Source organism: Sorangium sp. So ce363, from assembly GCF_051520435.1.
Taxonomy (GTDB): domain Bacteria; phylum Myxococcota_A; class Polyangia; order Polyangiales; family Polyangiaceae; genus Sorangium; species Sorangium cellulosum_B.
Genome location: NZ_CP150333.1, coordinates 7,302,364 through 7,329,124, shown reverse-complemented (window position 1 = coordinate 7,329,124; position 26,761 = coordinate 7,302,364). Strand labels below are relative to the sequence as shown.

At 70.9% G+C, this 26,761-nt stretch carries 14 protein-coding genes; 8 read left to right on the top strand and 6 right to left on the bottom strand.

Annotated elements, in window-relative coordinates:
- Positions 1-18: 18 nt before the first annotated feature.
- Positions 19-1,740 (bottom strand): multicopper oxidase family protein, encoded by a 1,722-nt coding sequence (locus WMF12_RS27475; RefSeq protein ID WP_437850193.1) that lies wholly within the window; start codon positions 1,738-1,740, stop codon positions 19-21.
- A 519-nt stretch (positions 1,741-2,259) separates the two neighbouring features.
- Between WMF12_RS27475 and WMF12_RS27470 the strand changes: the two genes are divergently transcribed.
- Entirely contained in the window at positions 2,260-5,733 is a 3,474-nt protein-coding gene (locus tag WMF12_RS27470) for a protein kinase domain-containing protein (RefSeq protein ID WP_437850192.1), read from the top strand.
- A gap of 128 nt (positions 5,734-5,861) precedes the next feature.
- Positions 5,862-6,497: a hypothetical protein gene (locus WMF12_RS27465; protein WP_437850191.1), complete on the top strand. Its 636-nt coding sequence runs from the start codon at positions 5,862-5,864 to the stop codon at positions 6,495-6,497.
- 99 nt (positions 6,498-6,596) lie between these two features.
- Here WMF12_RS27465 and WMF12_RS27460 read toward each other — a convergent pair whose 3' ends face one another.
- Positions 6,597-7,586: a helix-turn-helix transcriptional regulator gene (locus WMF12_RS27460; RefSeq protein WP_437850190.1), complete on the bottom strand. Its 990-nt coding sequence runs from the start codon at positions 7,584-7,586 to the stop codon at positions 6,597-6,599.
- Positions 7,587-7,722: 136 nt separating this feature from the next.
- Between WMF12_RS27460 and WMF12_RS27455 the strand changes: the two genes are divergently transcribed.
- Together WMF12_RS27455 and WMF12_RS27450 are read left to right on the top strand one after the other, a co-directional pair.
- Positions 7,723-8,178, top strand: a complete 456-nt coding sequence (locus WMF12_RS27455; protein WP_437850189.1) for a GFA family protein — start codon at positions 7,723-7,725, stop codon at positions 8,176-8,178.
- A gap of 132 nt (positions 8,179-8,310) precedes the next feature.
- A complete protein-coding gene (locus WMF12_RS27450; protein WP_437850188.1) occupies positions 8,311-8,766 on the top strand; it encodes a GFA family protein in 456 nt (151 codons plus the stop codon).
- A gap of 66 nt (positions 8,767-8,832) precedes the next feature.
- Here the strand turns inward: WMF12_RS27450 and WMF12_RS27445 are convergent, their stop codons facing one another.
- Positions 8,833-10,770 carry a PAS domain-containing hybrid sensor histidine kinase/response regulator gene (locus tag WMF12_RS27445; protein ID WP_437850187.1) on the bottom strand — a complete coding sequence of 646 codons (1,938 nt, stop codon included), beginning with the start codon at positions 10,768-10,770 and terminating at the stop codon, positions 8,833-8,835.
- A 343-nt stretch (positions 10,771-11,113) separates the two neighbouring features.
- Positions 11,114-12,472, bottom strand: coding sequence for an SGNH/GDSL hydrolase family protein (locus WMF12_RS27440; RefSeq protein ID WP_437850186.1), 1,359 nt, complete (start codon positions 12,470-12,472; stop codon positions 11,114-11,116).
- A 332-nt stretch (positions 12,473-12,804) separates the two neighbouring features.
- Between WMF12_RS27440 and WMF12_RS27435 the strand changes: the two genes are divergently transcribed.
- Positions 12,805-15,171: a hypothetical protein gene (locus tag WMF12_RS27435; protein WP_437850185.1), complete on the top strand. Its 2,367-nt coding sequence runs from the start codon at positions 12,805-12,807 to the stop codon at positions 15,169-15,171.
- A gap of 161 nt (positions 15,172-15,332) precedes the next feature.
- Positions 15,333-16,073, top strand: a complete 741-nt coding sequence (locus WMF12_RS27430) for a Uma2 family endonuclease (protein ID WP_437850184.1) — start codon at positions 15,333-15,335, stop codon at positions 16,071-16,073.
- 147 nt (positions 16,074-16,220) lie between these two features.
- Here WMF12_RS27430 and WMF12_RS27425 read toward each other — a convergent pair whose 3' ends face one another.
- Positions 16,221-17,291, bottom strand: coding sequence for a glucuronyl esterase domain-containing protein (locus WMF12_RS27425; RefSeq protein ID WP_437850183.1), 1,071 nt, complete (start codon positions 17,289-17,291; stop codon positions 16,221-16,223).
- A gap of 662 nt (positions 17,292-17,953) precedes the next feature.
- Between WMF12_RS27425 and WMF12_RS27420 the strand changes: the two genes are divergently transcribed.
- Together WMF12_RS27420 and WMF12_RS27415 are read left to right on the top strand one after the other, a co-directional pair.
- The gene (locus WMF12_RS27420; protein WP_437850182.1) at positions 17,954-19,735 is read left to right on the top strand and encodes a DUF1592 domain-containing protein; all 1,782 of its coding nucleotides are present in this window, start codon (positions 17,954-17,956) and stop codon (positions 19,733-19,735) included.
- Positions 19,732-21,342 (top strand): DUF1552 domain-containing protein, encoded by a 1,611-nt coding sequence (locus WMF12_RS27415; protein ID WP_437850181.1) that lies wholly within the window; start codon positions 19,732-19,734, stop codon positions 21,340-21,342. The genes WMF12_RS27420 and WMF12_RS27415 overlap by 4 nt, the downstream gene beginning before the upstream one ends.
- A gap of 102 nt (positions 21,343-21,444) precedes the next feature.
- Here WMF12_RS27415 and WMF12_RS27410 read toward each other — a convergent pair whose 3' ends face one another.
- On the bottom strand, positions 21,445-26,580 hold the full coding sequence (locus WMF12_RS27410; RefSeq protein ID WP_437850180.1) for an AAA family ATPase: 5,136 nt from the start codon (positions 26,578-26,580) through the stop codon (positions 21,445-21,447).
- Positions 26,581-26,761 lie beyond the last annotated feature (181 nt).

The following is a 26,761-nucleotide window of genomic DNA, read 5'->3' as shown; positions in this document are numbered from 1 at the left end:
CGGCGTCTCCAGCTCCGGTCAGGGGATGATGTCCCAGCGGAGCATCATGGCGTGGTCCTCGTGGAGCGTGTTGTGACAGTGCATCACGTAGCGCCCGACATAATCGCGGAACCGCATGAAGATCTGAATCTCTGAGCCCGTGAGTCGACCCACGTCGATGACGTCCTTCCGCCCGGCGAGGCGCGGCGGCGGCGGCGCGCCGTCGATGCTGAGGATCCGGAACTCTTCGTGGTGAATGTGGAGCGGGTGCGACCATCCGCCCGACGAGTTGTTCAAGGTCCAGATCTCGGCGGTGCCTCGGGTCGGGTTCGCCCGGACGACGTTCGGGTCGTAGAACTGGCCGTTGATGGCCCACGCGCCGTTCGTTCGCTCCAGCTCCCACGTGCGCGTCGCGACGACCTCGTTCAGGTTGACTGGCGGCAGCTGGCGCAGCGTGGCGGGCACCTGGCTCGGGTCGGGGGCGTTGCGGTCGACCTCGAAGCGCAGGACGGCATTGCCCTGCCCTGCGGGCAGGATGTCTTCATCCGGCCCGCGGCCGTCGTCCTGGGCCTGGCGGTTCTCGAGGATGATGTTGGTGCCGATCGCCGCGTTCGTGAAATCGATGATGACGTCGACCCGCTCGGCCACGGCGAGCCGCACGCTCTGCGCGGTGATGGGCGCCGGCAGCAGGTTGCCGTCGCTCGAGATGATCGTGAAATTGGCCCCGTTGCTCAGGTAGAACCGGTAGTAGCGCGACGGCCCGCCGTTGAGCAGGCGGAATCGGTACTTGCGCCGGGCGACCTTGAAGAATGGCTGGATCTTGCCATTGACGAGGAACTTGTCTCCCAGGATGCCGTCGAAGTTGAACATGTCGAAGTAGATCTGGCCGTCCTCGTCGAAGACCCGATCGGTGAACAGGAGCGGCACGTCGTACTCGCCGCTCGGGAGCCGGAGCGCCGTCGGGCTCGTGTCTCCCTCGTCGCCCGAGTCGACGTCGTCGAAGAGCAGATAGAAGCCGGCGAGGCCACGGTAGACGTTCTGCGACGTGAAATCGGCGCGGTGGTCGTGATACCAGAGCGTGCCGAGCGCCTCGCGCGGGTCGCCGAGCGGGAAGTACGCGGGCGTGTCGAAGCCGGCGTACGCGTTGATGTAATGGTGATCCTTGAACAGGCCCGTGGCGTAGAAATCGTTGGGGAAGCCGTCGCTCGGCGGCGCCGTGTGCAGGTTGTGCAGGTGGGTCGAGACCTCGGGCCGGCCGAAGCCCGCGTGCGCCGAGAGCGCCGGCAATTCGTTGTGAAAGCGCACGGAGATCGGCTCGCCATAACGCGCCATGATCGTCTTGCCCGGCAACGTGCCGCCCCAGCCCCACGCCGTGTTCGAGGGCAGCTCAGGGTGGTAGCTGTGCTGGAACACCTGGGCCCGGAGCTCGTACTTCTTCTGGGGCAAGAAGCGGGTCCAGAACGGGTGCGCCGCCCGCGGCGCTTCCCCGGTCACGGCGAGCTCCGCCGGCGCCGGCGTCAAGGTGACGGGGGAGGCAACGGGCGGAACGACCAGCGGCTGAGACCACGGCGTCGTGGGCGGGCTCTCGGGCTCGTCGCTGGCGCGCGCGCTCAGCCCGCTCTTGGTGACCAGGTACCCGCTGCCCGCCATGAGCCCCATCTTGACGAGATCGCGCCGGGTGAGGCCGGCCTGGATGAGCTCCTGTCGGTTCCTCCGGGCGGTGACGGCCAGCTTGCTAGGTTTGTATTTCAGCAGTCGCATCCATTTCTCCTGAGCGGATGACACGAGCGATTCACGCGCTGCCGCAGATCCCGGCCAGGCGCGGCGATAACCGGCCAGGAGCGCGCAACGACGCACGCCCGGCGGCCGAGCGCGTGCTCGCCAGCGTGCGAATGCGATCGCCCCGCCTCCTCGTGATTCGACGCCTTGAAGCGCACGCTTCCTATACCGCCAATCGATGCTCCTGGAGAAGTGTTATTCGCAATGTGATTGCAGATAACATTCAAGTGACACAGGCGTGCGGCGCCGGTGAATGACGCGATGCGTTGCCGTGGGGCTTGCGCCGATCCGAAGGAGCGGCTTCGCCCAACCCGGGCTCCGTCGCGGAGACCACGTGAGAGCCCCGGGCGAACATGCCGAGCGGGGGCTCGGGCGCCGCTCTCTCTCCCGAGGACACCTCACGGTGGGACGGAAACCGCCGATGGCGGGGCGTCGGCGCCCCCTGTGGTAAGCTGCCGCCGCCGTGGCCCCTCCCGAGCTCGTCCCGGTCGCGGCCGCCTCATGCTCTCTCCGGATTGCCCGCTCGTCCTTGGTGGCCGTTACCGTCTCCTGAGCGAGATCGGCCGCGGCGGCGCGGGCGTGGTGTACATGGCCGACGACCTCGACGGAGGCGGTCAGGTCGCGGTGAAGGTCCTGCTCCGGACACACGCGGCCGGCACGGCGGCGGCCTCCCGGTTCGAGCGCGAGATCCGGGCCATGCGGCTCCTCGACGCGCCCGGGTTCGTGCGCATGCTCGACGCCGGCTTCGCCCGCGAGCTCGACGATGCCCCCTTCCTGGTGATGGAGCTGCTCCGGGGCCACGACCTGGAGCAGCTCGTCACCACCCAGGGCAGGCGCTCGCCCGGCGAAGTGCAGCGCTGGCTCGGCGAGGTCGCCGAGACCCTCGAGCTCGCCCACGCGCGGGGCCTCTCCCACCGCGATCTCAAGCCCGCGAACCTCTTCCTCGCGATCGGCGACGACGGGCGGGAGCGCGTGAAGATCCTCGACCTCGGCCTGGTCAAGGCGGTCGACCCGGGCGCGCTCGGCGCGTCGGGCGGGATCACCGCCACGGGCACGGCGATCGGCACGCCCATCTACATGGCCCCCGAGCAGGCGCGCGGGCGCTCGGACCAGATCGGCCCCGCGGCGGACGTGTGGGCGATCGGCCTCATCGCCGTCCGCCTCCTGACCGGCGACATCTACTGGACCGCGAACAGCATGGCCGAGCTGATGGCGGCGCTCCTCGTGATGCGGCTCTACCCGCCGTCGACGCGCTGGCGGTGGCTCCCGCCCGCGTTCGACGCGTGGTTCTTGCGGTCGTGCGACCGCGACCCGGCCGGGCGTTTTCCTTCGGTCCGCCAGCAGAGCCTCGCGCTGCGCGCAGCGCTCGAGGGCTCTTCGGCGGCCGCCGAGCCGCCCGGCGCCGGCGGGCCGGCGTCGCGCAGGGGCGGCGTGCCCGCGGACATGCTCAGCACCGACACCATCGAGCTCGCGGGCACGGTCGAGGCCCCGCCCCAGGCGCTCCCCGGCGGCGCGCACCGCGACTCGGACCGCTTCTTGCCGCCGCCCGGCCTCCACGGCACCTCGCCGCCCGGCCTCCACGGCGCTCCGCCGCTCGGCCTCCACGGCGCTCCGCCGCTCGGCCCCCACGGCACCTTGCCGCCCGGCACCTCGCTGCCGCTCGGCTCCTATGGCACGCCGCCGCTCGGCACCTCGCCGCCGCCGCCCGGCTCCTACAGCACGCCGCCGCTCGGCCTGTTCGGCTCGCCGGAGGCCGAGCGGCCGCGCCACAACCTGCCGGTCCAGCGCACGCCGTTCGTGGGCCGCGCCCGCGAGCGCGCCGAGATCGCCGCGCTCCTGCTCGACCCCGAGGCCGGCCTGCTCACGCTCACCGGCGTCGGCGGCACCGGCAAGACCCGGCTCGCGCTCCAGGTCGCCGAGGAGCTCGTCCCCGTGTTCCCGGGCGGCGTCTGCTTCGTGCCCCTCGCGTCGCTGCGCGAGGCGGCGCTGGTGCCCTCGGCGATCGCGCAGGCGCTCTGCCTCGGCGAGGGCGGCGCGCGGCCGGATCTCGAGCGCGTGGTCCAGTTCCTCCGCGACCGCCGCCTGCTGCTCCTGCTCGACAACCTCGAGCACCTGACGGCCGCGGCGCCGGCGATCGCGCACCTCTCCGCGAGCTGCCCGCACCTCTCGCTCCTCGTGACGAGCCGCGCCGCGCTGAACCTCTCGGGCGAGCGGCGCTACGTCGTGCCGCCGCTGGAGGTGCCGGAGCCGCGCGACGTCACGGTCGACGCCGCGCTGGCGAGCTCGGCGGTGAGCCTGTTCTGCCGCCGGGCCGCCGCGATCAAGCCCGGCTTCCAGCTCGGCCCCGACAACGCCGCGGAGATCGTGGAGATCTGCGCGCGCCTCGACGGCCTGCCGCTCGCGATCGAGCTCGCCGCGTCGCGCCTCCGGGTCCTCACCCCCGCGGCGCTGCTCTCGCGCTTCGGCGACCGCGGGGCCGCCGGGCGTTCCTCCGCGCCCGCGGGCTCGTTCCGCCTGCTCACGGGCGGCGCGCGCGATCTGCCCGAGCGCCAGCAGACCATGCGCGCCGCCATCGACTGGAGCTACGGCCTCCTCGATCCGGAGGAGCAGCTGGCGTTCCGCACGCTCGCCGTGTTCGCGGGCGGCTTCTCGCTGGCCATGGCGGACCAGATGTGCGCCTCCCGCGATCCGGCGCTCGACACGCTCGGGATCCTCGAGTCGCTGATCGACAAGAGCCTCGTGCTCCAGGTCGCGGGCGAGGAGCCGCGGTTCCAGATGCTCACGATCCTCCGCGAGTACGGCCTCGATCGGCTCGCGGAGGAGGGCGCCGCCGAGGCGTGCAACCGGCGCTTCGTCGAGCTCTCGCTGGAGCTCGCCGATCGCGCGGCCGAGGCGCTCGGCGGGACCGAGCAGGCCGCGTGGCTCGCGGCGCTCGATCTCGAGCACGACAACCTCCGCCTCGCCCTGGAGCTCGCGCTCGCGGGCGCCGACGCGGGCGCCGCGGTGCGCCTCGCCGCGGCGCTCTCGCGGTTCTGGTACATCCACGGGCACTACCAGGAGGGCCGCGCGTGGCTCGGCCGGGCGCTCGCGGGCGCCGGGGGCGTCGCGCCCGAGCACGTGGCGTCGGCGCTCCGGGGCGCGGGGAGGCTCGCGCTCCTCCAGTGCGACTACCGCGAGGCGCGCGCGCTGCTCGAGCGGGGCGCGACGCTCTACCGCGAGCTCGGGGACGAGGGCGGGCTCGCGTCGGTGATCCAGATCCTCGGGAGCGTCGCCCGCGAGCAGGGCGACTACGAGCGCGCGCTCTCGCTGCACGGCGAGAGCCTCGCGCTGGCCACGCGCCGCGGCGACACGCTCGAGGCGGCGCGCGCGCTCGGCTACTCGGGCTTCGCGGCGTGGCTCTCGGGCGACACCGCGCGCGCGGAGGGCGCGTGCCGCCTCGCCCTGCCGGAGCTCCGTCGCGCGGGCGATCGCGAGGGGACCGCGACGGCGCTGCTCTACCTCGGCTGCGCGGCGTTCTACCGCGGGGAGCTCGGCGAGGCGGTCCGCCTCTGCGAGGAGAGCGAGGGCCTGTCGCGGCAGGTCAAATTCAAGGAGGGGATCGCCTGGACGAGCAACATCCTGGGCCTCATCGCCATCGAGCGCGGCGATCTCGCCCTCGCGGAGCGGCGCCTGCGGGCGAGCCTGCGGCTGCACCGGGAGCTCGGCGATCTCTGGCGCTCCGCGAGCGTGCTGGAGGCGCTGGCGTGCGCGGCGGTGCGGGCGGGGAAGGCGGAGCGCGGCGCGCGCCTGCTCGGCGGCGCCGCGGCGCTCCGCGAGGCCATCGGCACGCCGGTGCCGCCCATCGAGCGGCCGGCGCTCGAGGCGTGCGTCGAGGCCGCGCGCGCGGCGCTGGGGGAGGCGATCGACGATGCGCGCTTCCTCGAGGGCCGGGGCGCCGGGCTCGACGCGACGATCGCGGCGGCGCTCTCGGAGTGAGCCTGTTCGCGTCGCGTGAGGGGACAGGTCTTCAACATGGGTGAACGGGGCGGATCGAGCAGGATTTTGCGCCCTGGAAACAGTGCGGTTCGCTTCCGTTATCGAGCGCGCTGTGCTCGATGGTGGATATGAAGAGCGCACGATGGGTGTTCGCAGGGTTGATGGGGATGATGTTGGCCTTGCCCGCATGCTCCGATGACACGCAGGAAGGCCCGGGCGGCAGCACGGGAGAGGGCGGCGGCGGCAGCACCGGAGAGGGCGGCGGGGCGGGGGGATTCACGGTCACCGGACCGATCACGGGGGAGACGGCTCCAGAGGGCGCCGTGGTGGCCGTCGTCTGGATCGTGAGCTCGTCCAGCCCCGACTACGGCTTCAACTTCGGCGAGGGGAGCCTCTCCGGCGCGACGTTCACCGTCGGCTTCGGGTCGGCGCCGCCGCGCGAGGCGCTCAACAGCAACGGTGTCGGCATGGGCTTCGTCATGCTCCTCGCGCCGGGCACCCAGATGCCCGGGGGCGAGATCGACCCCGACGTGCTCGATACAGCGCTCCTCGGGGTGAGCTCGCGGCACGTCATCGTCTGGCGCGACGACTCCGGCCAGGGGTTCGACTGGTCCGAGAGCTTCCCGGCCGGGTTCGGCTGCGGCAAGTGCGTCGCGGCGCCGCAAGGCGAGGGGTTCGACTCCTACGAGCCTGTCGACTGCTCTGAAGTGGAAGTCCAGGTCGCATCGGACCCGGATTCGCTCGAGTTCTGCAACTGGACCTGACGTCGCGACCTGCTCACCGTGCGCGCTTCGCCGCCGGCAGATCCCATCTTTTCAGGATGCCTCTCGCCCGCGCAGGCGCGGCGTGGCGACGCCGGCCTTTCACCGCGCGCCTGGGCCTTCTCCCGCCGCCCCGCTCCGCCCCGCGGCCCGGCCGAGGCGCTCGGCGAGGCGGCGGAGCTGGTCGATGAGCTCCTCGGGCTCGTGCACCTCGAACTCGAACCCCATGAACCCGAGGTGGAACGCGAGCGCGTCGAGGCTCCCGCCGCCGGTGTGGACCACGCAGCGGTCCGGCGAAAGCGCCTCGATGCGCCCCGCCACGCCCGAGAGCCGCTCCGAGACGGCCTGCGCGGGGGCGTGCACGGTCACGCGCGCGCGGATCGGGTAGGCGTCCGTGGAGACCGACCTCGACACGTAGGCGGCCACGTCCTCCGCGGGCAGCGGGCGCGGCTTGAAGCGGCCCGCGGCCTTCGGCCTGCCCTGGATGCGATCGACGCGGAACGTCCGCCAGGCGTCTCGCTGGAGATCGTACGCGAGCAGGTACCAGCGGCGGCTCGTGTGCACGAGCCGGTAGGGCTCGACGGCGCGCGTGCTCGCGGCGCCGCTGTGGCTGCTGTAGTCGAAGCGCAGGGCCTCGGCGTCGCGGCACGCGTTCGCCATGGCGGCGAGCGCGTCCGCGTCGACGGTGGGGCCGCTGTCGCCCAGCCGCACGCTCACGGCGCCCAGCGCGGTCACCTTGCGCCGGAGCCGCTTGGGGAGCACCTGCTCGAGCTTCCCGAGCGCGCGGACCGACGCCTCCTCCAGCCCTCTCACCGGTCCGGTCGCCGCCGCGCGCAGCCCCACGGCGACGGCGACGGCCTCGTCGTCCTCGAGCGGCAGCGGCGGCAGCTCCTTCCCGGCGCCGAGCTGGTAGCCGCCGCCGATGCCGGTGGCCGCGTGGACGGGGTACCCGAGGCTCCGGAGCCGGTCCACGTCGCGCCGGACGCTGCGCTCGGTGATCGCGAGCTCGCGGGCCAGCTCGCCGCCCGTCCAGAAGCGTCGGGATTGCAGCAGCGACAAGAGCTTCAGCAGCCGCGCGGAGGTCTGGACCATGTGTCGCCTGTCTCCTTGCGGACCGAATCTGTCCGCAATCCAGTCTAGCTTCCTCTCATCCCGCGGGCGAGGCGCCCGAAGGCGCGTCTCGACGAGCCCTACGGCCCCCGCCCCCAAATCCCTGGAGCCACCGCCCATGAGCAACGCCGCTTCCGAGCACACAACGACGCCCCCCGGCCTCCGGACCTACAAGGGCAGCTGCGCTTGCCACGCCGTCCGCTTCGAGGCCGACTTCGACCCGAGCGCCGGGACGGGGCAGTGCAACTGCACGATCTGCGCGAAGACAAGGTGGTGGGGCATCATCGTGAAGCCGAGCGCCTTCCGCCTGCTCGCCGGCGAGGAGGTCCTCGGCGACCACTCGCGATCGGAGGCCGGCCATGCCCGGTTCTGCAAGACCTGCGGTATCCGCGTGTTCGCGCACGGGCACCTCCCGATGCTCGGCGGCGATTACTGCTCCGTGAACCTGAACTGCCTCGACGACGCGGACCTCACCGGCGTTCCGGTGGTGTACGTCGATGGGCTCCACAACACGTGGGCGCCGATCGGCTCCATGACGTACGTGGACCCGTTCCGCGCCGCAAAAGGAGCTTGATACCGCCTCTCCTTGCGGACCGAATCTGTCCGCAATCCAGTCTAGCTTCCTCTCATCCCGCGGGCGAGGCGCCCGAAGGCGCGTCTCGACGAGCCCTACGGCCCCCGCCCCCCATCCCTGGAGCCACCGCCCATGAGCAACGCCGCTTCCGAGCACACAACGACCACCGCCGGCATCCGAACCTACAAGGGCAGCTGCGTTTGCCGCGCCGTCCGCTTCGAGGCCGACTTCGACCCGAGCGCCGGGACGACGCAGTGCAACTGCACGATCTGCACGAAGACGAGGTGGTGGGGCACCATCGTGAAGCCGAGCGCCTTCCGCCTGCTCGCCGGCGAGGAGGTCCTCGGCGACTATTCGCGGTTCGAGGCCGGCCATGCCCGGTTCTGCAAGACCTGCGGTATCCGCGTCTTCGGGCACGGAAACATCCCGGAGCTCGGCGGGGAGTTCTGCTCCGTGAACCTGAACTGCCTCGACGACGCAGACCTCACGGGCGTCCCGGTGGTGTACCTCGACGGGCGCCACGACACCTGGGCACAGATCGGCGCCACGACGTACGTGAATCCGTTCTCCGCCGCAAAGGGGGCTTGAGCCGGGGCGCGCCGCGGCTCGGCCTCGCCGCTGCGATGGCGACGGCGCTCCCGGCGTGAGCGGCTCTCAGCGCCCCCCGGCGTCGTCGGGGAGCCCGTCGAGCAACGGGACGAGCACCCCGGCGTCGATCGGCTTGACGAGGTGCAGCCGGAAGCCCGCTGCGTCGCTGCTGCGCTTGTCGCTGTCCTGGCCGTAACCGCTGAGGGCGATCAGGATCGGCGGGGCGTCCTGGAGGCGCGTGTGGAGCTCGCGCCCGAGCGTGTAGCCGTCCATCACGGGCAAGCCGATGTCGAGGATGGCGATCTGGGGCCGGAAGGCGTCCACGAGCGACAGCGCGCGTGACGCGTCGTGAGCGATGCGCACCTCGTGGCCGCTCTTGCTCAACATCTCCGCGATCAGCTCGGCGCCGTCTCGGTTGTCGTCCACGACCAGGACGCGCCGGCGCCGCGTCTGCGGCGGCCGCGATTGAGGCGGGCGAGCCTCGGGCGCCGCCGAGGGCGGGGCCGCCGCCGCTGGAAGACGCACCGTGAACTCGCTGCCTCGACCGACGCCGGCGCTCTTCGCGCTCACGACGCCCCCGTGCATCATCGTCAGCGTTCGCACAAGGGACAGCCCGAGGCCGAGCCCGCCCAGGGCTCGGTCCGAGCCACGTTCCCCTTGCACGAACATCTCGAACACGTGGGGCAGCAGGCTCGAATCGATGCCCTCGCCGTCGTCCCGGACGCGCAGCACGACATCGCCGCCCTCGCGGCGGGCGGTCACCTCGATGTGGCCTCCGGGCGGGGTGTAGCGCGCGGCGTTCGTGAGCAGGTTGTTGACCACCTGGGTGAGGCGGACCTCGTCGCCCTCGATCGGGAGGCCCTCGGTGGGCACCGACAAGGTGAGCTTGTGCCTTCGCTGCGCCAGGAGAGGCTCCGTCGCCTCGACCGCCTGCTCCACGACCCTCGCCAGCTCGAGCCACTTCTTCGAGAGCGTGACCTTGCCGCGCGCCACCCGCGCGACGTCGAGCAGGTCGTCGACGAGCCGTATCAGGTGCTGCGCCTGGCGCGCGATCACCTCGCGTTCGCGCGGCGTCGCGACGTTGCCGCGCAGCTCCATCAGCTGGACCGCCGTGAGGATGGGGGCGAGCGGATTGCGGAGCTCGTGGGACAGGAGCGCCAGAAACTCGTCCTTCTGGCGCGCCACCTCGTGGAGCCGAGCCTCTGTCTCCTTGAGCCGCGTCACGTCGACGAGCGCGCTGATGGCGCCGCGCGCCTCGCCGCTCGGCTCGCGCAGCGTCACCGCCCCGCCGTACAGGTGGATCGCGCGCCCGTCCGGGAACTCGAGCACGATCTCGTGGGGCGTCACCTCGTCGCCGCGCGCCGCCCGCTGGAGGGGCAGCTCCCCCGGGGGCAGGTTCACGCCGTCGACCAGCACCTTGAAGCCGCGGTCGTCTACCGCGTCGTCGCCCGCGCCCAGGGCCGTCCGTGCCAGGTTTTGCCCCGGATCGCTCCCGAGCAGCGCGTGCAAGGCGCGGTTGCCGTGCAGCTCCTGGCAGCCTGGGTCGCGGGCGACGAGCACCGCGGCCGGGACGGCATCCATCAGCACCGCGAGCTCATCTGCGCGCGCTCGCGCGAGCGCTTCGGCCTCCTTTTGATCATGCATGTCGAACACGGCGGCCACCCATCGCGTGACCTTGCCGTCGTCGCCCCGAATCGGCACCACCCGGCCGAGGTGGAAGCGATAGACACCCGCCCGGGTGCGGAGCCGGTATTCCATCTCGCACGTGCTGGAGGTGGAGAGGGCCTCGGCGAAGCACCGCTGTACGTGCGCCCGATCGTCGGGGTGCACGGCGGCGAGCGCACCCTTGTCCCGGAGCGACTCCTCGCGGCCGAGGCCGGTGAGCTCCGTCCATCGATCGTTGACCCAATCCAGGCGTCCCTCGGCGTCGCACGTCCAGATGATCTGAGGCAGCGCGTTGGCGAGTTTCCTGTAGTCCCCCTGATCGCCGTCGTCAGAGCTCATATTCCCTCGCCTTCCTCGACGCGTGGGACCGGCCTTTCACGCCCAGATGACCTCCGACCAGGACAATCTCGTTCGTCTCGGGCGGCTTGATCGGCGCGCGGACGGGCATGATAAGGCCACTTATCATTTATAGGACCGACAGACAATCATTGCATCTTCGATGCTCGCCCCGTCGAAGAGACGGGCGCGGGGGCTCGAATGCGAGCGCTGCGGGGGATCTGGGACGCGCACCTTGGGCGGATTCGCCGCGCTCGGCGTGCCAGCGGAGGACGGCGGCGGAGCGACGAGCCACCGCGAGCTCCGCGGGGCGCAGGCGATCGCGACGGATCGCCGCCGCCCTTGGTTACGGGGAGGTCGCTTTGACGACGGCGTTGATGATCGCGTCCAGGTCCACCGCGTTCGCCATCGCCTGGTACCCGGCGTCATTCGGGTGCAGCTTGTCCGCGTCGTAGGCCGGGAGCAGGCGGCTCGGATCGGCCGGGTCGCGCAGGGCCTTGTCGAAGTCGATCACCCCGTCGAAGGCGCCGCTCGTGCGGATCCACGTGTTCAGCTTCTGCCGCTCCTGCTCGCCCTTGGCGGTGCCGTAGTCGCCCTTGTAGGTGCCGTTCGAGCCGGCGAAGGGCACCAGGGTGCCGCCGTAGATCTTGAGCCCGGCGGCGCGGGCAGACTGGATGATCTGCTGGATCGCCGGGATCAGATCCGCGGCCTTGGCGGAGCGATCGCCGATGTCGTTGATGCCTGCCAGCAGGATGATCGCGCGCGCTCCGGGCTGGGTCAGCACGTCGCGCGCGAGGCGGGCAGGGACCGGATACCCGAACTGGAGCTGCGGACGGACGGTGAGCAGCTCGTTCCCGATGATCCCGGCGTTCGCCACGGCGAGGGTCGGCCCCTTCCGGCTGGCGAGGCGCTGCGCGAGGTAATCGGGGTAGCGATGGTTGTCGTTCTTGGTCGACAGGTATCCATCCGTGATCGAATCGCCGAGCGTGATCAGGGTGCCGACGACGTCCGGTGAGGCCTTGACGTCGACGCCCGACACGGCCATCCAGCACGAGATCTTCCGTGTGAACTGCTTGTCGGCGCCGTTCCCTGTCTGGTTGCCCGCAGCGAGGAAGTTGTCCTGTGCTGCAAAGTAGTGTTGCGTGATCGGCCCGGTCTTGCCCGGAAGGTAGACGTTCACCGCCAGCGCCTGCAGCGGCTGGACCTTCAGCGCCACGGGGTCGCTCACCGCCTCGCCGCCCGCGGCGATGACGATCGAGGTCTGGCCTCCGAAGCGCAGCGGCAGTGAGCTCCCCGCGACCGTGGCGGCTCCACCGGCCGAGAGCGCGACCGACGCCGAGCCCACCTTGAGCGGCTCGCTGCCGCCGGCGTTGGAGATGCGCACGCGCGCCGAGCTCCCGCCGGCGCTCACGCGGACGATGTTCCGGACCGTCTGGTCGGCGAGGCCGACGTCCGAGGGACAATCCTGCGAGTTGAACGTGCCGCCGGGCGTCGGGCTGCTGTGCCATCCAGCGACCCATCGCCCCTCAGGCGCCTTGTCCGCGGCCAGCGCGGGGCGCCCCGGCGCGCTGGTGATCAGCGCGACCACCGCGGCGACGAGGGAGACCCGCGATGAGCGACCGACCTTCGCTAGCAGCTCGAGCGAGGAGCGCCGGGCGTCGCGGCGCGGTGAGGTGACCCCGTCATGTCTCTGTCTATCTGCCATCGGCTCTCTCCCGGTTGTTGGCGTGGAGCGCGGAAGACCCCCTGGCTCGTCGGTCGCAACGCGCTCGCTTCGCCTGGATCCGCTCGGACTGTGTTGTCGGTCTCGCCATGAGCGCGCCCAGGGGGCGGGCTGCCGGCGCGGAGGAAGGAAATGCAAACGCGTCGGAGGCGTCAAGCCGCGGCGGGCGTCGCGCGGCGGTGCAGAGAGGCCGCCGAGGAATGCGCCCCAGCGCATTTGCGTTGAATTTGCCGTGGCGCGGTGCGGTAATCGCCCGAGGGGCCCCCCGGATGCTCGGGGAACGCGGCTCGCGGGATCACCATGGACAGGGACGCGTGACGGGCGGACGAGACAGCGGCGGGGACCTTCCGGCGGGCGAGAGCGTCCCGCCCGCGCCCGTCGAGGCGAGCGGCCCCGAGGGCGCGCCCGGGGCCGAGCTGCGGTCGGTCGCGGCGGGCGGCGCCACGCTCTGGCTCACGCAGGCGCCCGGGTTCTCGCTGTGGCGCGGCGAGGTGGCCGCGCCGGATCGGCTGCGGATCGAGGGGCGCGACGGCTACCTCCACGAGCTCCGGCTCGAGCCGGTCGGCGCGCTGCGGCTCGGCCGCGTGGAGCACGTGGGCGACGAGCGCAACGAGCTCGTCTACCCCGACGTGGCGTCGCGGCTCGCGGCCTCGCTGCGCCACGACGGCGTGCGCTGGTGGCTGCGCCGCCGCGAGGAGTGCAGCGTGCCCGTGCAGGTCGGCGCGCGGCACCTCGCGCGCGGGGAGGAGTCGCCGCTCGTGCACGGCACCTTCGTCTGCGTGGGCGGCATGCGCGCGACGTTCTTCGACCGCCGCTACGCCGCGCTGTCGGTCCCTGCCGGGGCGGTGGACCCGGCGACGGGCCTGCTCGCGCGCGCTGGGCTGGAGCAGGAGTGCGCGTCGCTGCTCGCGCGGAAGGGCCAGGGCGCGCTCGTCCTGCTGCGGCCGATCGAGGCGGGCGCGCCCTCGCGCGCGGCGGCCGCGCTGGTCGCGGTGCACCGGCTTTGGCCGGATCGGCCGGTCGGCGACGCGGACGGCACGGCGGTGGTGCTCGTGCGGGGCGGCGCCGCGGAGGCGGCCGCCGCGGCCCGGCAGGCCCTGGAGGCCGCGGAGGCCGCGGGGCTCGGGGCGTTCGCGTGCGGTTACTTCACGGTCGCCGGCGAGGCGGACGTCGCCGGCCGCGAGGTCGAGCTCGGCCTGCACGCGATCGCGTCGCTCGCGGCGGAGCGCGAGCGGGGCGCCTCGCTCGCGGCGGAGCGCGAGCGCGGCGCGGCGGGCGTGGACGGCGCGTCCACCCCCGTGGCGGAGCTCCGCGACAGCGCGGCCAGCGCGCGTTTCGCCGCGCCGTTCGAGGTGATCGAGGCGTCGCGGAGCGGGCGCCGGGCGACGGTCCTGTTCGGCATCGAGGAGCAGAGCGCGCTCGGCGGCGTCGGGCCGCACGTCATCGGGGCGCTCGCGCAGGAGCTCGCGGCGGTCGTCGCGACCCACGCGGGCGCCGGCGCGCTGATCGCGCCGCTCGCGCCTGGCGTGGTCGCCGCGTGTGTGCCCCGCAAGGCGGATCCGGCGGTGATGGCGAGCGCGGTGCAGTGCGACTGGCATGGCCGGCCGCCCATCCTGGACGGGAGGGTCGAGCACGCGCGGACCCTGTCGTGGGAGCTCCTGCACGACGCCGACGCGGGCGCGCGGGCGGCGGAGATCTCGCGCGAGTGCGGCGATCCGCACGGGGTGCTCTCGGCGCTGAGCGGCGGGCTGCCCTATCCCATCGCGGGGCGGGTGCGGGCGGCGATCGGGGCGTCGAGCGCGATCGAGCGGGTGAAGATGCTGTTCGACGTGCTCGAGGGCACGTGGCGCTTCATCGCGACGGTGCTCGTCTCGGCCTTCTTCAGCGGCGGCAGCGCGCCCCCGACCTCGGCGCGCAGCGGCGTCGCGAGCGGGCCGGGCGCGGGCGGGGGGAGCGCGGGCGCGAGCGGTCCGGGCGCGGGCGGGGCGCCTCCCGGGTGGGGCGCGTTGCTCGATTTCCACGGCCGCACGCGCACGCGCGACGGCCTGGCGCTCGGCGCGTGGCGCGAGCTCGCGCGCACGGCCGCGCGGGCGTTCGGCGATCGCGACGATCCGATCGGCTCGATGGCGAGGGAGGTGCTCGACGTCAAGCTGTCGCACAACCAGACGTTCGAGACGCTCTCGAACCTGATGCAGGCCGAGCGCAACCAGTTCGCGCACGGCCACTACACCGAGGCGCGGGCGGCCGCGGATCTGCCCGACTTCGAGCAGATGACGCGCGCGCTCCTGCGGGCGCAGCGGCCGCTCTGCGCGTGGACGCTGGTGACGGTCGAGAAGACGGAGCCGGACCTCTACGGCGATCTCCAGACGGTGGAGTTCATCGATCACACGGGCCCTTACGCGTCCGGGACGCGGCGGCGCATCGGGCTGAACTCCCCTGTTCGCCTGTCGAACGTGGTCTATCTGGCCCGCTTCCGCGAGGGGCTGATGCTGCCGCTCGAGCCGATGGTGCGGCGTCTCGCGCCGGACGACCGGTTCGATCTCTACTGGATGGATCACCTGCCGCGGCCAGGGACGTGCCATATGAGCGCGGTCGTCGCGGGCCGGGCGGTGAAGGCGCCCTGCGATCCGCGGCGCACGCCGCCGCTCCTGCGCGCGATGCTGGACGCCGCGGGCGGCTGAGGGGCCGCGACGAGCGCGGCTCGCCTGGCAGCCGCTGCCTCGGCCTGTCGATGTCGCAGAGGTAACCGTCGTGGTATCGTCCACGGCAGGCCATGTCAGCCGTTGAATCCACGGCCCGCCCGTCCGCTGCATCTCGTCCGGCCGCCGCACCCCGCCGCCGGATGGGAGCCCACGTCTACAGCCGCCCGCCCGAGCCGGTGTACTTCCCCGAGGCCGAAGAAGTGCCCGAGACGAACCGCCACCTGGAGCTCCGCACCGCGCTGTACCTCATCCTCAAGCGCGAGCTCGCGCACACGGCGACCCTCGGCTCCGACCAGTTCGTCTACTGGGACCCGAGGACCTCGAAGAAGCGCCTCGCCCCCGACGCCTTCGTCCGGCTGGGTATGCCTCATCGGACCTTCCGCACCTGGAAGATCTGGCTGCACGGGGCGCCCGACCTCGGGGTCGAGATCGTGAGCGACTCGGACGAGGGCGAGCCCGACTGGGACGAGAAGCTCGAGCGCTACCGCGCCGCGGGCATCCCGGAGGTCGTGCGCTTCGATCCCGAGGATCGAGAGCGACCGATCCGCATCTGGGACGCCCTGGAGGGCGATCTCGTGGAGCGGGCGTCCGGCGACCCCGATCTGCGCGCTTGCGAGACGCTGGGCCTCTGGTGGACCGTCGTGCAAGACCAGTCGCTCGGCCCGATGCTCCGGCTGGCGCGCGACCGCGAAGGCCACGATCTGCTGCCGACGCCGGACGAGGCCGAGAGCAAGGCGCGCGAGGCCGAGAGCAAGGCGCGCGAGGCCGAGAGCAAGGCGCGCGAAGCGAACGACAAGCTGCAGGCCGAGGTGCAGGCGCTGCGGGCAGAGCTGGCGCAAGCCCGAGGGAAGCGGAAGACGCGGCGACGCTCCCCGGGATGAGGCGCCCGCTCGGCCGGAAGGCGTCCAGGACCATCTCGGAAGCTAGGTGGACTTCGCCGGAAGCGCCGGACCACGTTCCAGCTCGCCGTCCGCACTGCGCCGGAGGTGGCCGTCTGGCTCAGCTTCCGCGACCGGTGAGCCCTGCGGTCACTGGAGGTTCGGCGGCGTCCACGTCATCCACCGGCTCAGGTCGGCCTTCGCCCCGTCGCTCTCGAGCAGGTTGGTGTCGTCGGTGCCGCCTCCGACGAGGAACTTCTTCACGTACGCCTCGAGGATCGCCCTCTGCTGCGCGGGGAACTGGCAGTGCTCATGGCCGCCGAGCTGTGAGTAAGCCATCCTGTCGGGCACGCCTAGCCCCTCCCAGATCGCGTGGGCGATGGACCCGGCCGTGAAGGTGCTGTCGATGCCGAGCCAATCGATTCGATTGTCGACGACGAGGAGCGCGCGCGGAGCGACGAGACCCATGACCATGTGATGATCGAAGGGGAGCGTCGTCACCTTGTTGCCGAAGGTCGAGCCGAAGCTCTCACGGAACCATGGCTGCTCACCGGCCGCATGGGAGAGGGTCTGCACGTTCTCCCCGGCGTCCTTCGCCGCCTGTGAGACGCGCCAGCTCGCCGAGCCGCCGGCGCCCGACTCCTGCGGGATCGTCAGCACGATGCGCTCGTCGAACGCTCCTGCCGTCAGAGCCCCCTTTCCATCTCGCGAACAACCCGTCACGGCGATGCGCCTCGGATCGATGTTGGCCGAAGGGGTCTTCTCCAGCGCGTCGATGATCCGGCTGATGCCCCAGGCCCACGCGATCATCGAGCTGGCCGGGTGGTCCTTGCCGTAGAGGTCATAGAAGATCCCCGTCCCACGCGTGCCGCCGCCGCCCTGGGCGCCCATGTCGTTGTTGTTGAAGAGGGCCGTCGCGACGCCGTTCTGGCTGAACACGCTCGCGTCCAGGGTCACGCTGCCAAAGCCATAGAGACTGATGAGGAGTGGAATCGGAGCGGAGGGCGCCCCGGCAGGCCGGTTGATGTCGATGGAGAAGGAGACGCTCTTCGAGCCCTCGTTGACGCCGACCGTCAGCTTGTTCCCCGAAAAATCCCCCGTCACGTCATCCTTGGACACCGCGGGCTTCGGTCCGGACTCGTACTCCTCGATCTGCGCCTTGATCTCTGCGCGTCGACATGCCCATTCCGACTTCTTCGTGATGCGCGATCCATCCAGCATCGTGAACGGATCGTGATGCGTTTCGTATACAGGGAGAGACGCCGCGGCAGGCAACGTCGGCTCGGGGCAGCTCGCGCTGCTGTCTTCGACGCCGCTTGGGCCACCCGTGCCGGTGGATCCACTCCCACCCCCTCCCGAGACCGACGAGCTGCCGGAAGAGCCCGCTCCGCCGCTGTTGTCCCCGCCGGTCGACGTCGTGGTGTCGGAGGGATCATCACCGCAGCCGGGGATCGACACGAACAGCAGAGCCAGAAGAATTTTTCTCATTGTCCTCGATGCCCGAAAGTTGGTTTGGTTCGCGACCGCTCGAGTTGCTCAGCGGAGCAGCGCCGAGAGCGTGTCCGCCGCTCCTGCGCAGGCGTGGTCCGGTTCGCGCGAAGAGCGCATTGGGTCGCGTGGCGCTGTCCGCTGTACGTCGATGTCCATGTGAGCGCTCACAATATCATGCCACTCTCACGCAATAATTGCTGTATCATAAGAGAAGTCGAAATTCTACTCACGCGCCTCGCCCCGGCGCCTTGCAAACCAGCGGATTTGCCGGGCGAAAGCAAACTTGCGCCAAGACGAAAATACGAGAAAACTCGTGATCTGCGACCCGCGACAAGGCATCCTGATGTCTGGGCGATGCTCGATGTGAGAGCCCCTCGGATGAGGTGAGTTCTATGGACACGTGGGCGAGACGGTTCATCGTTCCTGTGCTGCTCACGGCGAGTTATGCAGCCATGGGCGGTTGCACCGCGATGATAGGCGGCGATGACCCGGAGGCGAGCAGCGGCTCTGGCGACGGGCCTGGGAGCGGCTCTGGCGACGGGCCTGGGAGCGGCTCTGGCAACGGGTCTGGCAGCGGAGACGGCGCCGGAGGGGACGGCTCGGCGGGGGGCGGCCCCGGCGTCGAGCCGACGGTGTGCGTGCCGGGCGTCCCGCGAACGTCGGCGCTGCCGCGTCTGACGAGGGCGCAATACGACAACACGATTCGCGATCTGGTCGGCATCGACAACCAGCCGTCGTCGATGCTCGCGCCGGACGGGGTCGGGAGCGTCGATCAGCGCGCGTGGGACGGGTACAAGACCGCCGCAGCGACGGTCGCGGCGGCGGTGATGGCAGACCCGAGGGCGCGCGCCAAGACCATCCCCTGCGCTCCGGCCGGCGACGGCGCCGCGTGCGCGCACCAGCTCATCGATACGCTGGGACGGCGCGCCTTCCGGCGCCCGCTCACCGACGAGGAGAGAGGGCTCTTCCAGGCCCTCTACGCTCGCCGCCAGGCGCTCACGCCGACCGGCTCGTTCGACGACGGCGCCCAGCTGATCATCGAAGGGTTCTTGCTCTCGCCCTCCTTCCTGATGCGCGCAGAGATCAGCGAGAAGCCCGAGGGTGAGTACTTCGTGCTGAACAGCCACGAGGTGGCGTCGCGCCTCTCGTACCTGATCTGGGGAACCATGCCGGACGACGAGCTGTTCGCCGCAGCAGACGAAGGCGCGCTGCAGACGCCGGAGCAGATCCTCGCGCAGGCGCAGCGAATGCTGGCGGATCCGAAGAGCCGCGGGATGGTCAAGGCCTTCCACGAGCTCTACCTCCACATGGGCCCCGGCACGCGCTGGTCGGACATCCAGCGTGATCCGGCCGCCTTCCCGGACTTCAAAGCGTCGATGATCCCGCTGCTGTCGGAGGAGACCGATCGCTTCATCGAGCACGTGGTCTTCGACCAGGCCGGGACGTTCCAGGATCTGGTCACCACGCCGGTGGGCTTCGTCAACGCTTCGCTCGCGCCGCTCTATGACCTGGATCCTGCGGAGTTCAACGGCGCGGAGCTCGTGCCGGTCGAGCTCGACCCGACGCAGCGCTCTGGCCTCTTCACTCGCCTGGGCTTCCTGGTGTCGCACTCGGGGTACGACCGGACGTCGCCCATCCTGCGCGGGGCGTTCTTGCAGAAGGAGGTCCTCTGCGCGGACATCCCGCCGCCACCTCCGATGGTGGAGGGCACGCCGCTGCCCACGGACGCGAGCCTCACGACCAACCGTGCTCGGGTCGACGCGCAGACGGCGGGAGACTCCTGCAAGTTCTGCCATCACACGTACATCAACCCGGCGGGCTTCGCGCTCGAGGCGTACGACGCCGTCGGCGCCTACCAGCAGACCGAATCGTTTTCGGGCGCACCCATCGACACACGGGTGGACGTCGGCGTGGGCGAGGACCTCGTGGCGATCGACGGCCCGGTGGCGCTCTCCGAGGCGATCGCGAGCTCCCCGGCAGCGCACAAGTGCTACGTGCGAAAGTGGGTCTCGTTCGCTTACCAGCGCGAGCTGAACAGCGAGGACTCCTGCACCGTGGACGAGCTGACAGCCAAGCTCACCCAGGGCGGCTACACGGTGCTCGACCTCATCGCAGACCTCACACAGAGTCAATCGTTCCGAGTTCGTGCACTGCAGGCGGAGGTGGAGCCGTGAACCGAAGACTGTTCCTGCGTGGAATTGGTGGCGCGGCGCTCGCCGTCCCCTTCTTGAACTCGCTCGGCCGCTCCGCGCGAGCGCAGGAGGTGCCGTCGCCGCGCCGCCTGGTGATCTTCTACACCAACAACGGTTGCCTGACGAACCGCTGGTTCCCGACGATCGAGAACGGGGCCGGGAGCGTCACCGCGGCGTCCCTGGAGACGACGCAGGCGGACGGGAAGCCCCGGACCCTCGCCCCGCTCGCGCCCTTCGCGGCGAAGCTGCTCTTCCCGCGCGGGCTCGCGATGCCGCTGAACGGCTTCAACAACAAGGTGGACGGCACGGAATATTTCGATCCCCACGATCAGGGCATGGGCAGCAAGCTGACCTGCGCTCCCCTCGATCCCGCCGGGGATCACTGGGCGCTGTCGCACTCGCTCGACCACGAGATCGCGCAGCGCTTCAACCCGGGCACCAACAAGGTCCCGCTCGTGCTCTCCGTCGGCAATGCCTTCACGAACGTCAAGGGCATCGTGTCGTACTCGGCGCCGAAGACGCCGTACGCGCCCGTGACCAACGCGCGCACGGTGTACAGCAGCCTGACCGGGCTCTTCGTGAGCGGCTCCGAGACGGAAGCGGATTATCGCGTGGCTCGCGGCGAGAGCATCATCGATCTGGTCAGCCGCGATCTGAACGCCTACAAGGCCCGCAAGATGAGCGGCGCCGATCGGAAGAAGATCGACGACTGGCTCTCCCTGCTCCGCGAGACCGAGCAGCGGGTCGTCCCCTCTGCGTGCACCGCGGAGTCAGCAACCGCGCTCGGCGTCACGGACGCCGCCCTCACGCAGGCGGGCTACCCCGCTCGCGGCGGCGGCTTCCCCAACAGCGAGACGGTGTACACGCTCGGCAGCGAGATGATGATCCGGCTCATCGCCCTCACGATGATGTGCGACAACAACCGATCCATCGTGCTCCAGTGGCCGGGCTTCGTGACGTTCAAGTGGGACGGCATCGCGCACACCCACGATCATCACGGGCTCTCGCACCGGAACGGGAGCGCCGCTGTCGGCGGCCAGTGCGTGAGCGGCGTCATCGAGCAGATCCACGAGATCGACCGCTGGTACGCGGGTCGGTACGCCAAGCTGGTCAAGACCCTCGACAGCATCGAGGAGGGGGGCGGCACCATGCTCGACAACTCCGCGGTCATGTGGCTGCCCGAGCTCGCCGACGGCAACGCGCACAACAACAACAACCTGCCCATCGTGATCGCCGGCAGCGCGGGCGGTTACCTCAAGCAGGGCGTCTCGGTGAACGTCGCGGGCGGGAAGCTCGAGGCAGGCAACAGCGAAGCCACCTGCTCGAGCGGCACGGAGGGCGAGAACAACAGCGGCAACACCGGCTCGTCGGGCGGAACCGTCCCGCTGAACAAGCTCTACACGACGTTGATCAACGCGCTCGGCGCCGGGACGCCCGACTGGACTCCGGTCGATCGCTTCGGCGTCTCGGATGCGGTCGCGGTTGGCTTCGGTGGCAGCGGCCCGTCGTTCACCACCGACGGCGCAGGCAAGGTCACCGACGGGCCTGGCATCAGCAACCCGGGGGAGCTCGACGCCATCAAGGCGTGAGGCGACCGAAAGTACGCCGCAGGCCCGGGCCAGCACGTGCACGAGAGCGCCGTCGGCGCTCTCTGACTTTCACGATCGGTTTTGAGCGTGACCGCCCGACCCTCACCTCGCCGGCGGGCGCGCGCGGGCTGGCCCCGAGGACAGCGGCGCGCTGATCCCGGTCGACTGCCCGGCGCGGCGGAGCGCATAGGCGATGCCGCTCTGAAGGGTGCCCATGGTGACGATGGACTTCAGCTCGATGTCCAGGCTCACCATCGCCTGGGCGACCTCGGCGCGCGTGCCGGTGAGCACGGCCTCCGTGCCGAGCAGCCGCAGCGCGTTGGCGGTCCCCACGAGCGTCTGCGCGATCTGGGTATCGATGTGTTTCATCCCGGTGATGTCCAGGATCACGACGCGCGCCTGGTGGCGCTGGGCGCCGTCGAGCGCGACCTCCAGCACCTGAGCTGCCCGCGCGGCGTCCATGGTGCCGATGAGCGGCATCACCATGATCCGGTCGGTGATCGGGATGAGCGGCGTCGAGAGCTCTGCCAGCCTCGACTGCTGCGCCTCGAACATCTGCCGCTGCAGCGCGGCCCGCTCCCGCTCCGCCTGCTCGCGCTGCGCGAGCTCGATCTGCAGGCGCTCGTTGCTCGCGCTGAGCTGCGTGTTGGAGCGCTGGAGCTCCTCGGTGCGCTGCGCGACCTCGGCCTCGAGCCGCCGGTTGGCGTTCTGGACCTGCTCCTTCACCTCCCGCATGCCCGAGAGGAGCAGCGCGTTCTCGATGGATATCGCGGCCTGGGACGACAGAAGGCCGAGCAGCTCGACGCGGCTCGCGTTGAACGCCCTGCTCGCGGCGTTGTTCTCCAGGTAAAGGACGCCGTTCATGCGGCTCTGGTGGAGCAGCGGAAGGCACAGGACGGATCGCGTGCCCTGCCCGAGGATGCAGGGATCGTCGGAGAACCGGGCATCGGCGCTGGCGTCGTCGAGGACCAGCGGCTCGCGGGTGCGAGCGACGAACAGCGCCACCTTGTGCGGCAGATCGGGGCGCGTATCGAGCGGCTCGCTCGGCCCGAGCGCGAGCGTCCCGGGCTCGACCCCGAAGGTCGCCTCGACGAAGAGCCGCCCGTCCCGCTCCAGGACGAGCGCCCCCCGCTGCGCGCCGGAGTTCCCGAGCACGAGCGTCACCAGGCGTTCGATCACCCGCTCGAGCTCCGTCTCGCCGGCGATGCCCTGCACGGCGCGCACGATCAGGGCGGCATCCCGCAGGTTGCCGACCGTCGTCCGGCCGAGGATGGTCCCCGCGTGCGCCGGGCCCGACGTCGCCGAGGGGATGGACGAGATCGGCACGCTGTCGCTCGAAGAGGGCAGCAGCGCGGCGTGATCGCGCGCGAGCGCGTCCGCCTTGGCCGTCGCTCCCCAGTGCCGGTAGCCGAGGTACGCGTCAGCCATGTACGCGCGCGCCACCTTCGTCCTGCCCTCGTGGAGGTGCAGCTTCGCGCACAGCTCGTTCGCGAGCGCCTCGTCGTGAGGAAACTCGTTCTCCCGGGCCAGGGAGATCGCCCGGTCGTAAAGGCCCATGGCCTCGAGCTGGTCGCCGGCGACGCGCGCCTCCTCGGCCTGGATGAGCAGCAGCAGGTGCTGGAAGTTCATGGGAGCGCTCGCCGCGAGGCCCGCGATCCGCTCCTTGTGGCGGGTGATGGTCCGCGCGCGGCGCTCCGCGTCTTCGGGCGACGCCGCGGCGGGCAGCCCAAGGAACGCCATGCAAGCGTAGAAATGCAGCTTCGTCGGTTGATACAAACCGAGCATGCCGGCGCCGTAGGCCTCGGCGTCCGCGGCGTTCGCCGCGGCCTTCTCGCAGTCGCCGTACAGATAGGGAAGCTGCAGCTTGAGCAGCGCGTAAAAGAAGAGGCCCGCGATCAAGTCCCTCTCTTTGAGGCGCGCGACGAACTCGTCCTCGTCGAAATGGTCGTCGCTCAGGCTGCCCGGGGCCCGCGTCCGCCCCTGCAGGCTCGCGATCGCCTGCCTCATGAGCGTCATCACGGCTGTGCCGCTGACGTCCCCGGTTCGCCGTAACACGACGAGGCCTCGCTCCACCTCCTCGCGCAGCTCCTCGAGCGGATAGCCCGCGGTGAACATGTTGCTGGTCACGCAGTTCCATACGTTGCTGAGATGGGCGAAGTCGCCCGATTCCAGCAGCCCTTGCCGCGCCTGCAGGAAGCGAGAAATCCCGTCGCGCACGTCGTGGAACAGGTGGGAATACGTGGCGAAGACGTAGTTCACCCTGGCGGCCAGAGCGGCGTTCGAGAACTTGTCGCTCAAGGTGATGGCGAGGCGGCCGAACGCGTGGCCGTCCGCGGGCCGCCCCTGCAAGACCGCGAGCAGGAATCCGTACGAGGTGTACGCGAGGGCGGACACGTCCGCGTGGCCGTACCGCAGGGAGATGTTGACCTGCTTGAGGACGAACAGCGGGTAAAGCTCCGGCCTCAGGCAGAAGACCGGCCCCATCATATCGCTGATGAGCTGGACGAGCGCCCTTTGCTCCGGGTTGTCCATCACCGGCGCGTCGATCAGGTCTTCTATGCGCCGGCCCGCCAGGTTCGCGTCCACCTCTGCAAGCTCGGCCCCGACGCGCGCCTGCAGCTCCGCCTCGCTGCTCGGCAGCGTGAAGCCGAGAACGCCGATGCCCTCGCCGCCCAGGCGCACCGCGTCCGCGAGGTTCCCCAGCGTCACGTGGAGCAGCACGCGGAGGCTGTAGATCTGCGCCCGCTCCACGTTCGACCGCGCCAGGGGCATGAGGGACGTGAAGAGCTCCTCGGCCCGCTCGGGCGCGCCGCTCAGGTACACGCACTCCGCGTTCTCGCGGCTGAGCGCGAAGCAGAGCTCCTCGTGGCGCGCCCAGCGCGCGTCCCCGAGAAGCTCGATCCCCGCGCTGAAGTGGTCTGCGGCCGCCCGATAGGCTGTCCTGATCTTGGCCGCCCTGCCCGCCCGCTGGTTGAGCCGGGCCAGGGCCAGCCGCCCGGCCTCGTCGGCGATGCCCCGCGCACCCAGGTTCAGGTGGCGGACGATCTCGATCAGGTCCTCGTCCGGCGGCGTCTCGCCGGCCCGCGCCCAGAGCAGCCGGCCGATCGCCAGGTGCAGCGCTTCCCTGCGCGAGGGCTCGACCAGCGAGTAGGCCGCGTGGCGCACCCGGTCGTGCAGGAACCGGTACGATACCTTGATCTCCTGGGGGGCCGAGGGCTCGGTGTCCGCGCTCTCGTCGAAGAAGCGATAATCGCTGTCACGCGGCACGATCAGGCCCCCGCGCAGCGCGTCCCACAGGTCGGCGGCCGTCGCGGCGGGCGATTTCTCGTGGACGGCCGCCAGCGTGGTGAGATCGAACGTGTGGCCCAGGCACGCGGCGAGCTTCAGCGCGCGCTGCGTCGCCGGCGGGAGCCGGTGCAGCCTGTCGAGCATGAGGTCGACCACGTTGTCCGCTGCGACCGCCTCCCGGACGCGCGTCACGTCCCATGCCCAGGCCTCCGAGGGCGCGTCGAACCACAGCGCCCCCGCGTCGTGGAGCTCGCCGAGGAGCTGGCCCAGGAAGAACGGGTTGCCCTCGGTCTTCTCGAAGACCAGCGTCGCGAGCGTCGCGACCGCATGCGGCCACGCGCTCAGCGTGTCGGCGACGATCTGTGTGACCGTCGGCATGTCGAGGGGCTTGAGCGTGAGCTCGGCGATCGCCACGCCCGACTTGCGAAGCTCACCCAGCGTCGCGTGCAGCGGGTGGGCGGCGTCCACCTCGTTGTCCCGATAGGCGCCGATGATCAGGAGATGGTTGCCCTCCACGTCCGTGAGGAGGCGCTCGAGGATCCTGAGCGACGCCGGATCGGCCCACTGCAGATCGTCGAGGAAGAGGGTCAGCGGGTGGGTCGGCGCAGCGAAGACCCGCAGGAAGCGCTGCACCAGCAGATCGAAGCGGTTCCGGGCCTCGGTCGGCCCGAGCTCCGGCACGGCCGGCTGAGGCCCGAGGATCAGCTCGAGCTCCGGGATCAGCTCGATGAGGAGCTGCCCGTTCGCGCCGACCGCGGCGAGCAGCTTGCGTCTCCACTCCTCGACGGCCGCCGCCGACTCCGTCAGGACCTGCCGGATGAGCTCGCGGAACGCCTGCGCCACCGATGCGAGCGAGACGTCCCGGTTGATCGGATCGAACTTCCCCTTCGCGAAATACCCTCCATGACGGGCGATGGGCTTGTGGATCTCGTTCACCAGCGTGGTCTTGCCGACGCCGGAGTAGCCCGAGATGAGCACCAGCCCGGCCGCGCCCCGGCGAGCCCGCTGAAAGGCGGACAGGAGCACGTTCACCTCGTGATCCCGGCCATAGAGCCGCTGGGGAACGCGCAGATCCAGCGGCCGGTCGTGCTGGCCCAGCGGGAACGGATCGGCGCGGCCCGTCGCCTCCCACCGCCGGAGGCACTCCTCCAGGTCGAGCTTGACCCCGCGGGCGCTCTGGTATCGGTCCTCCGGCATCTTGGCCAGGAGCTTCACGATCACGTCCGACAGCGCGTGGGGCACCCCCGGCGCGCGCTCGTGCGGCGGCGTCGGCATGCGCGCCATGTGGCTGTGAATGAGCGCGGTGGGATCGCCCTCCTGGAACGGGAGGGCCCCTGTCAGCATCTCGTAGAGCGTGACGCCGAACGAGTAGAGATCGGCGCGCAGATCCACGCTCCGGTTCATGCGGCCAGTCTGCTCAGGGGCGATATACGACAAGGTGCCCTCGAGCGCGTCCGGCGGGAGCGTCTCGGGGGTCTCCCTCGAGAGGCGGGCCGCGATGCCGAAGTCGACGAGCCGCGGGCGCTGCGTCTTCTCGTCGATCAGGATATTGTGCGGCTTGATGTCCTTGTGAATGATCCGGAGTCCGTGGAGCGTGTCGAGGGTGCCCGCGAGCGCGATGGCGGTGCGGAGCGCCGTGCCCACGTCGAGCCTGCGCGCCTTCAGGACGGCGTGCAGCGAGGAGGGGCCGAGGTCCTCCATGATGAGCGCGAGGCCTCTGCCGCACTTCTCGATGGCGTGCGCCCTGACGACGCCGGCCACCTCGCCCGCGTCCCGCAGGATGGCGAACTCGCGCCGCAGCCGCGCGAGATCCCTGGCCGTCGGGAACTCGGACCGAGGCATCTTGACCGCGACCGGCGCGCCGTCCTCGTTCCGGCGGCCGCGGTACAGCACGGTCTCGGAGCCTTCGTATACCCTCTCGAACAGCGTATGACCTGACAGATCGATCATTGCAGCAAGACCCCGTATTCCGCGTCAGCCATCCAAAGGAGCGTGACGCCCCCCACACATCGGCTCGAGCATCCGCCGTCCCCCCGCCGGACAGAGACCCGCCCGCCGGCAGAATACGCGGCAAGGCATGGAAGTCCAGCCTGGCGGCGCTCAGCGCGCTCAGCGCTCCTCGCGACCTCGC

Bases quoted from the DNA above. Each gene is read 5' to 3' on its own strand.
- WMF12_RS27475 (WP_437850193.1), bottom strand. From the start codon at position 1,740: ATGCGACTGCTGAAATACAAACCTAGCAAGCTGGCCGTCACCGCCCGG.
- WMF12_RS27470 (WP_437850192.1), top strand. From the start codon at position 2,260: ATGCTCTCTCCGGATTGCCCGCTCGTCCTTGGTGGCCGTTACCGTCTC.
- WMF12_RS27465 (WP_437850191.1), top strand. From the start codon at position 5,862: ATGAAGAGCGCACGATGGGTGTTCGCAGGGTTGATGGGGATGATGTTG.
- WMF12_RS27460 (WP_437850190.1), bottom strand. From the start codon at position 7,586: ATGGTCCAGACCTCCGCGCGGCTGCTGAAGCTCTTGTCGCTGCTGCAA.
- WMF12_RS27455 (WP_437850189.1), top strand. From the start codon at position 7,723: ATGAGCAACGCCGCTTCCGAGCACACAACGACGCCCCCCGGCCTCCGG.
- WMF12_RS27450 (WP_437850188.1), top strand. From the start codon at position 8,311: ATGAGCAACGCCGCTTCCGAGCACACAACGACCACCGCCGGCATCCGA.
- WMF12_RS27445 (WP_437850187.1), bottom strand. From the start codon at position 10,770: ATGAGCTCTGACGACGGCGATCAGGGGGACTACAGGAAACTCGCCAAC.
- WMF12_RS27440 (WP_437850186.1), bottom strand. From the start codon at position 12,472: ATGGCAGATAGACAGAGACATGACGGGGTCACCTCACCGCGCCGCGAC.
- WMF12_RS27430 (WP_437850184.1), top strand. From the start codon at position 15,333: ATGGGAGCCCACGTCTACAGCCGCCCGCCCGAGCCGGTGTACTTCCCC.
- WMF12_RS27425 (WP_437850183.1), bottom strand. From the start codon at position 17,291: ATGCTGGATGGATCGCGCATCACGAAGAAGTCGGAATGGGCATGTCGA.
- WMF12_RS27420 (WP_437850182.1), top strand. From the start codon at position 17,954: ATGGACACGTGGGCGAGACGGTTCATCGTTCCTGTGCTGCTCACGGCG.
- WMF12_RS27410 (WP_437850180.1), bottom strand. From the start codon at position 26,580: ATGATCGATCTGTCAGGTCATACGCTGTTCGAGAGGGTATACGAAGGC.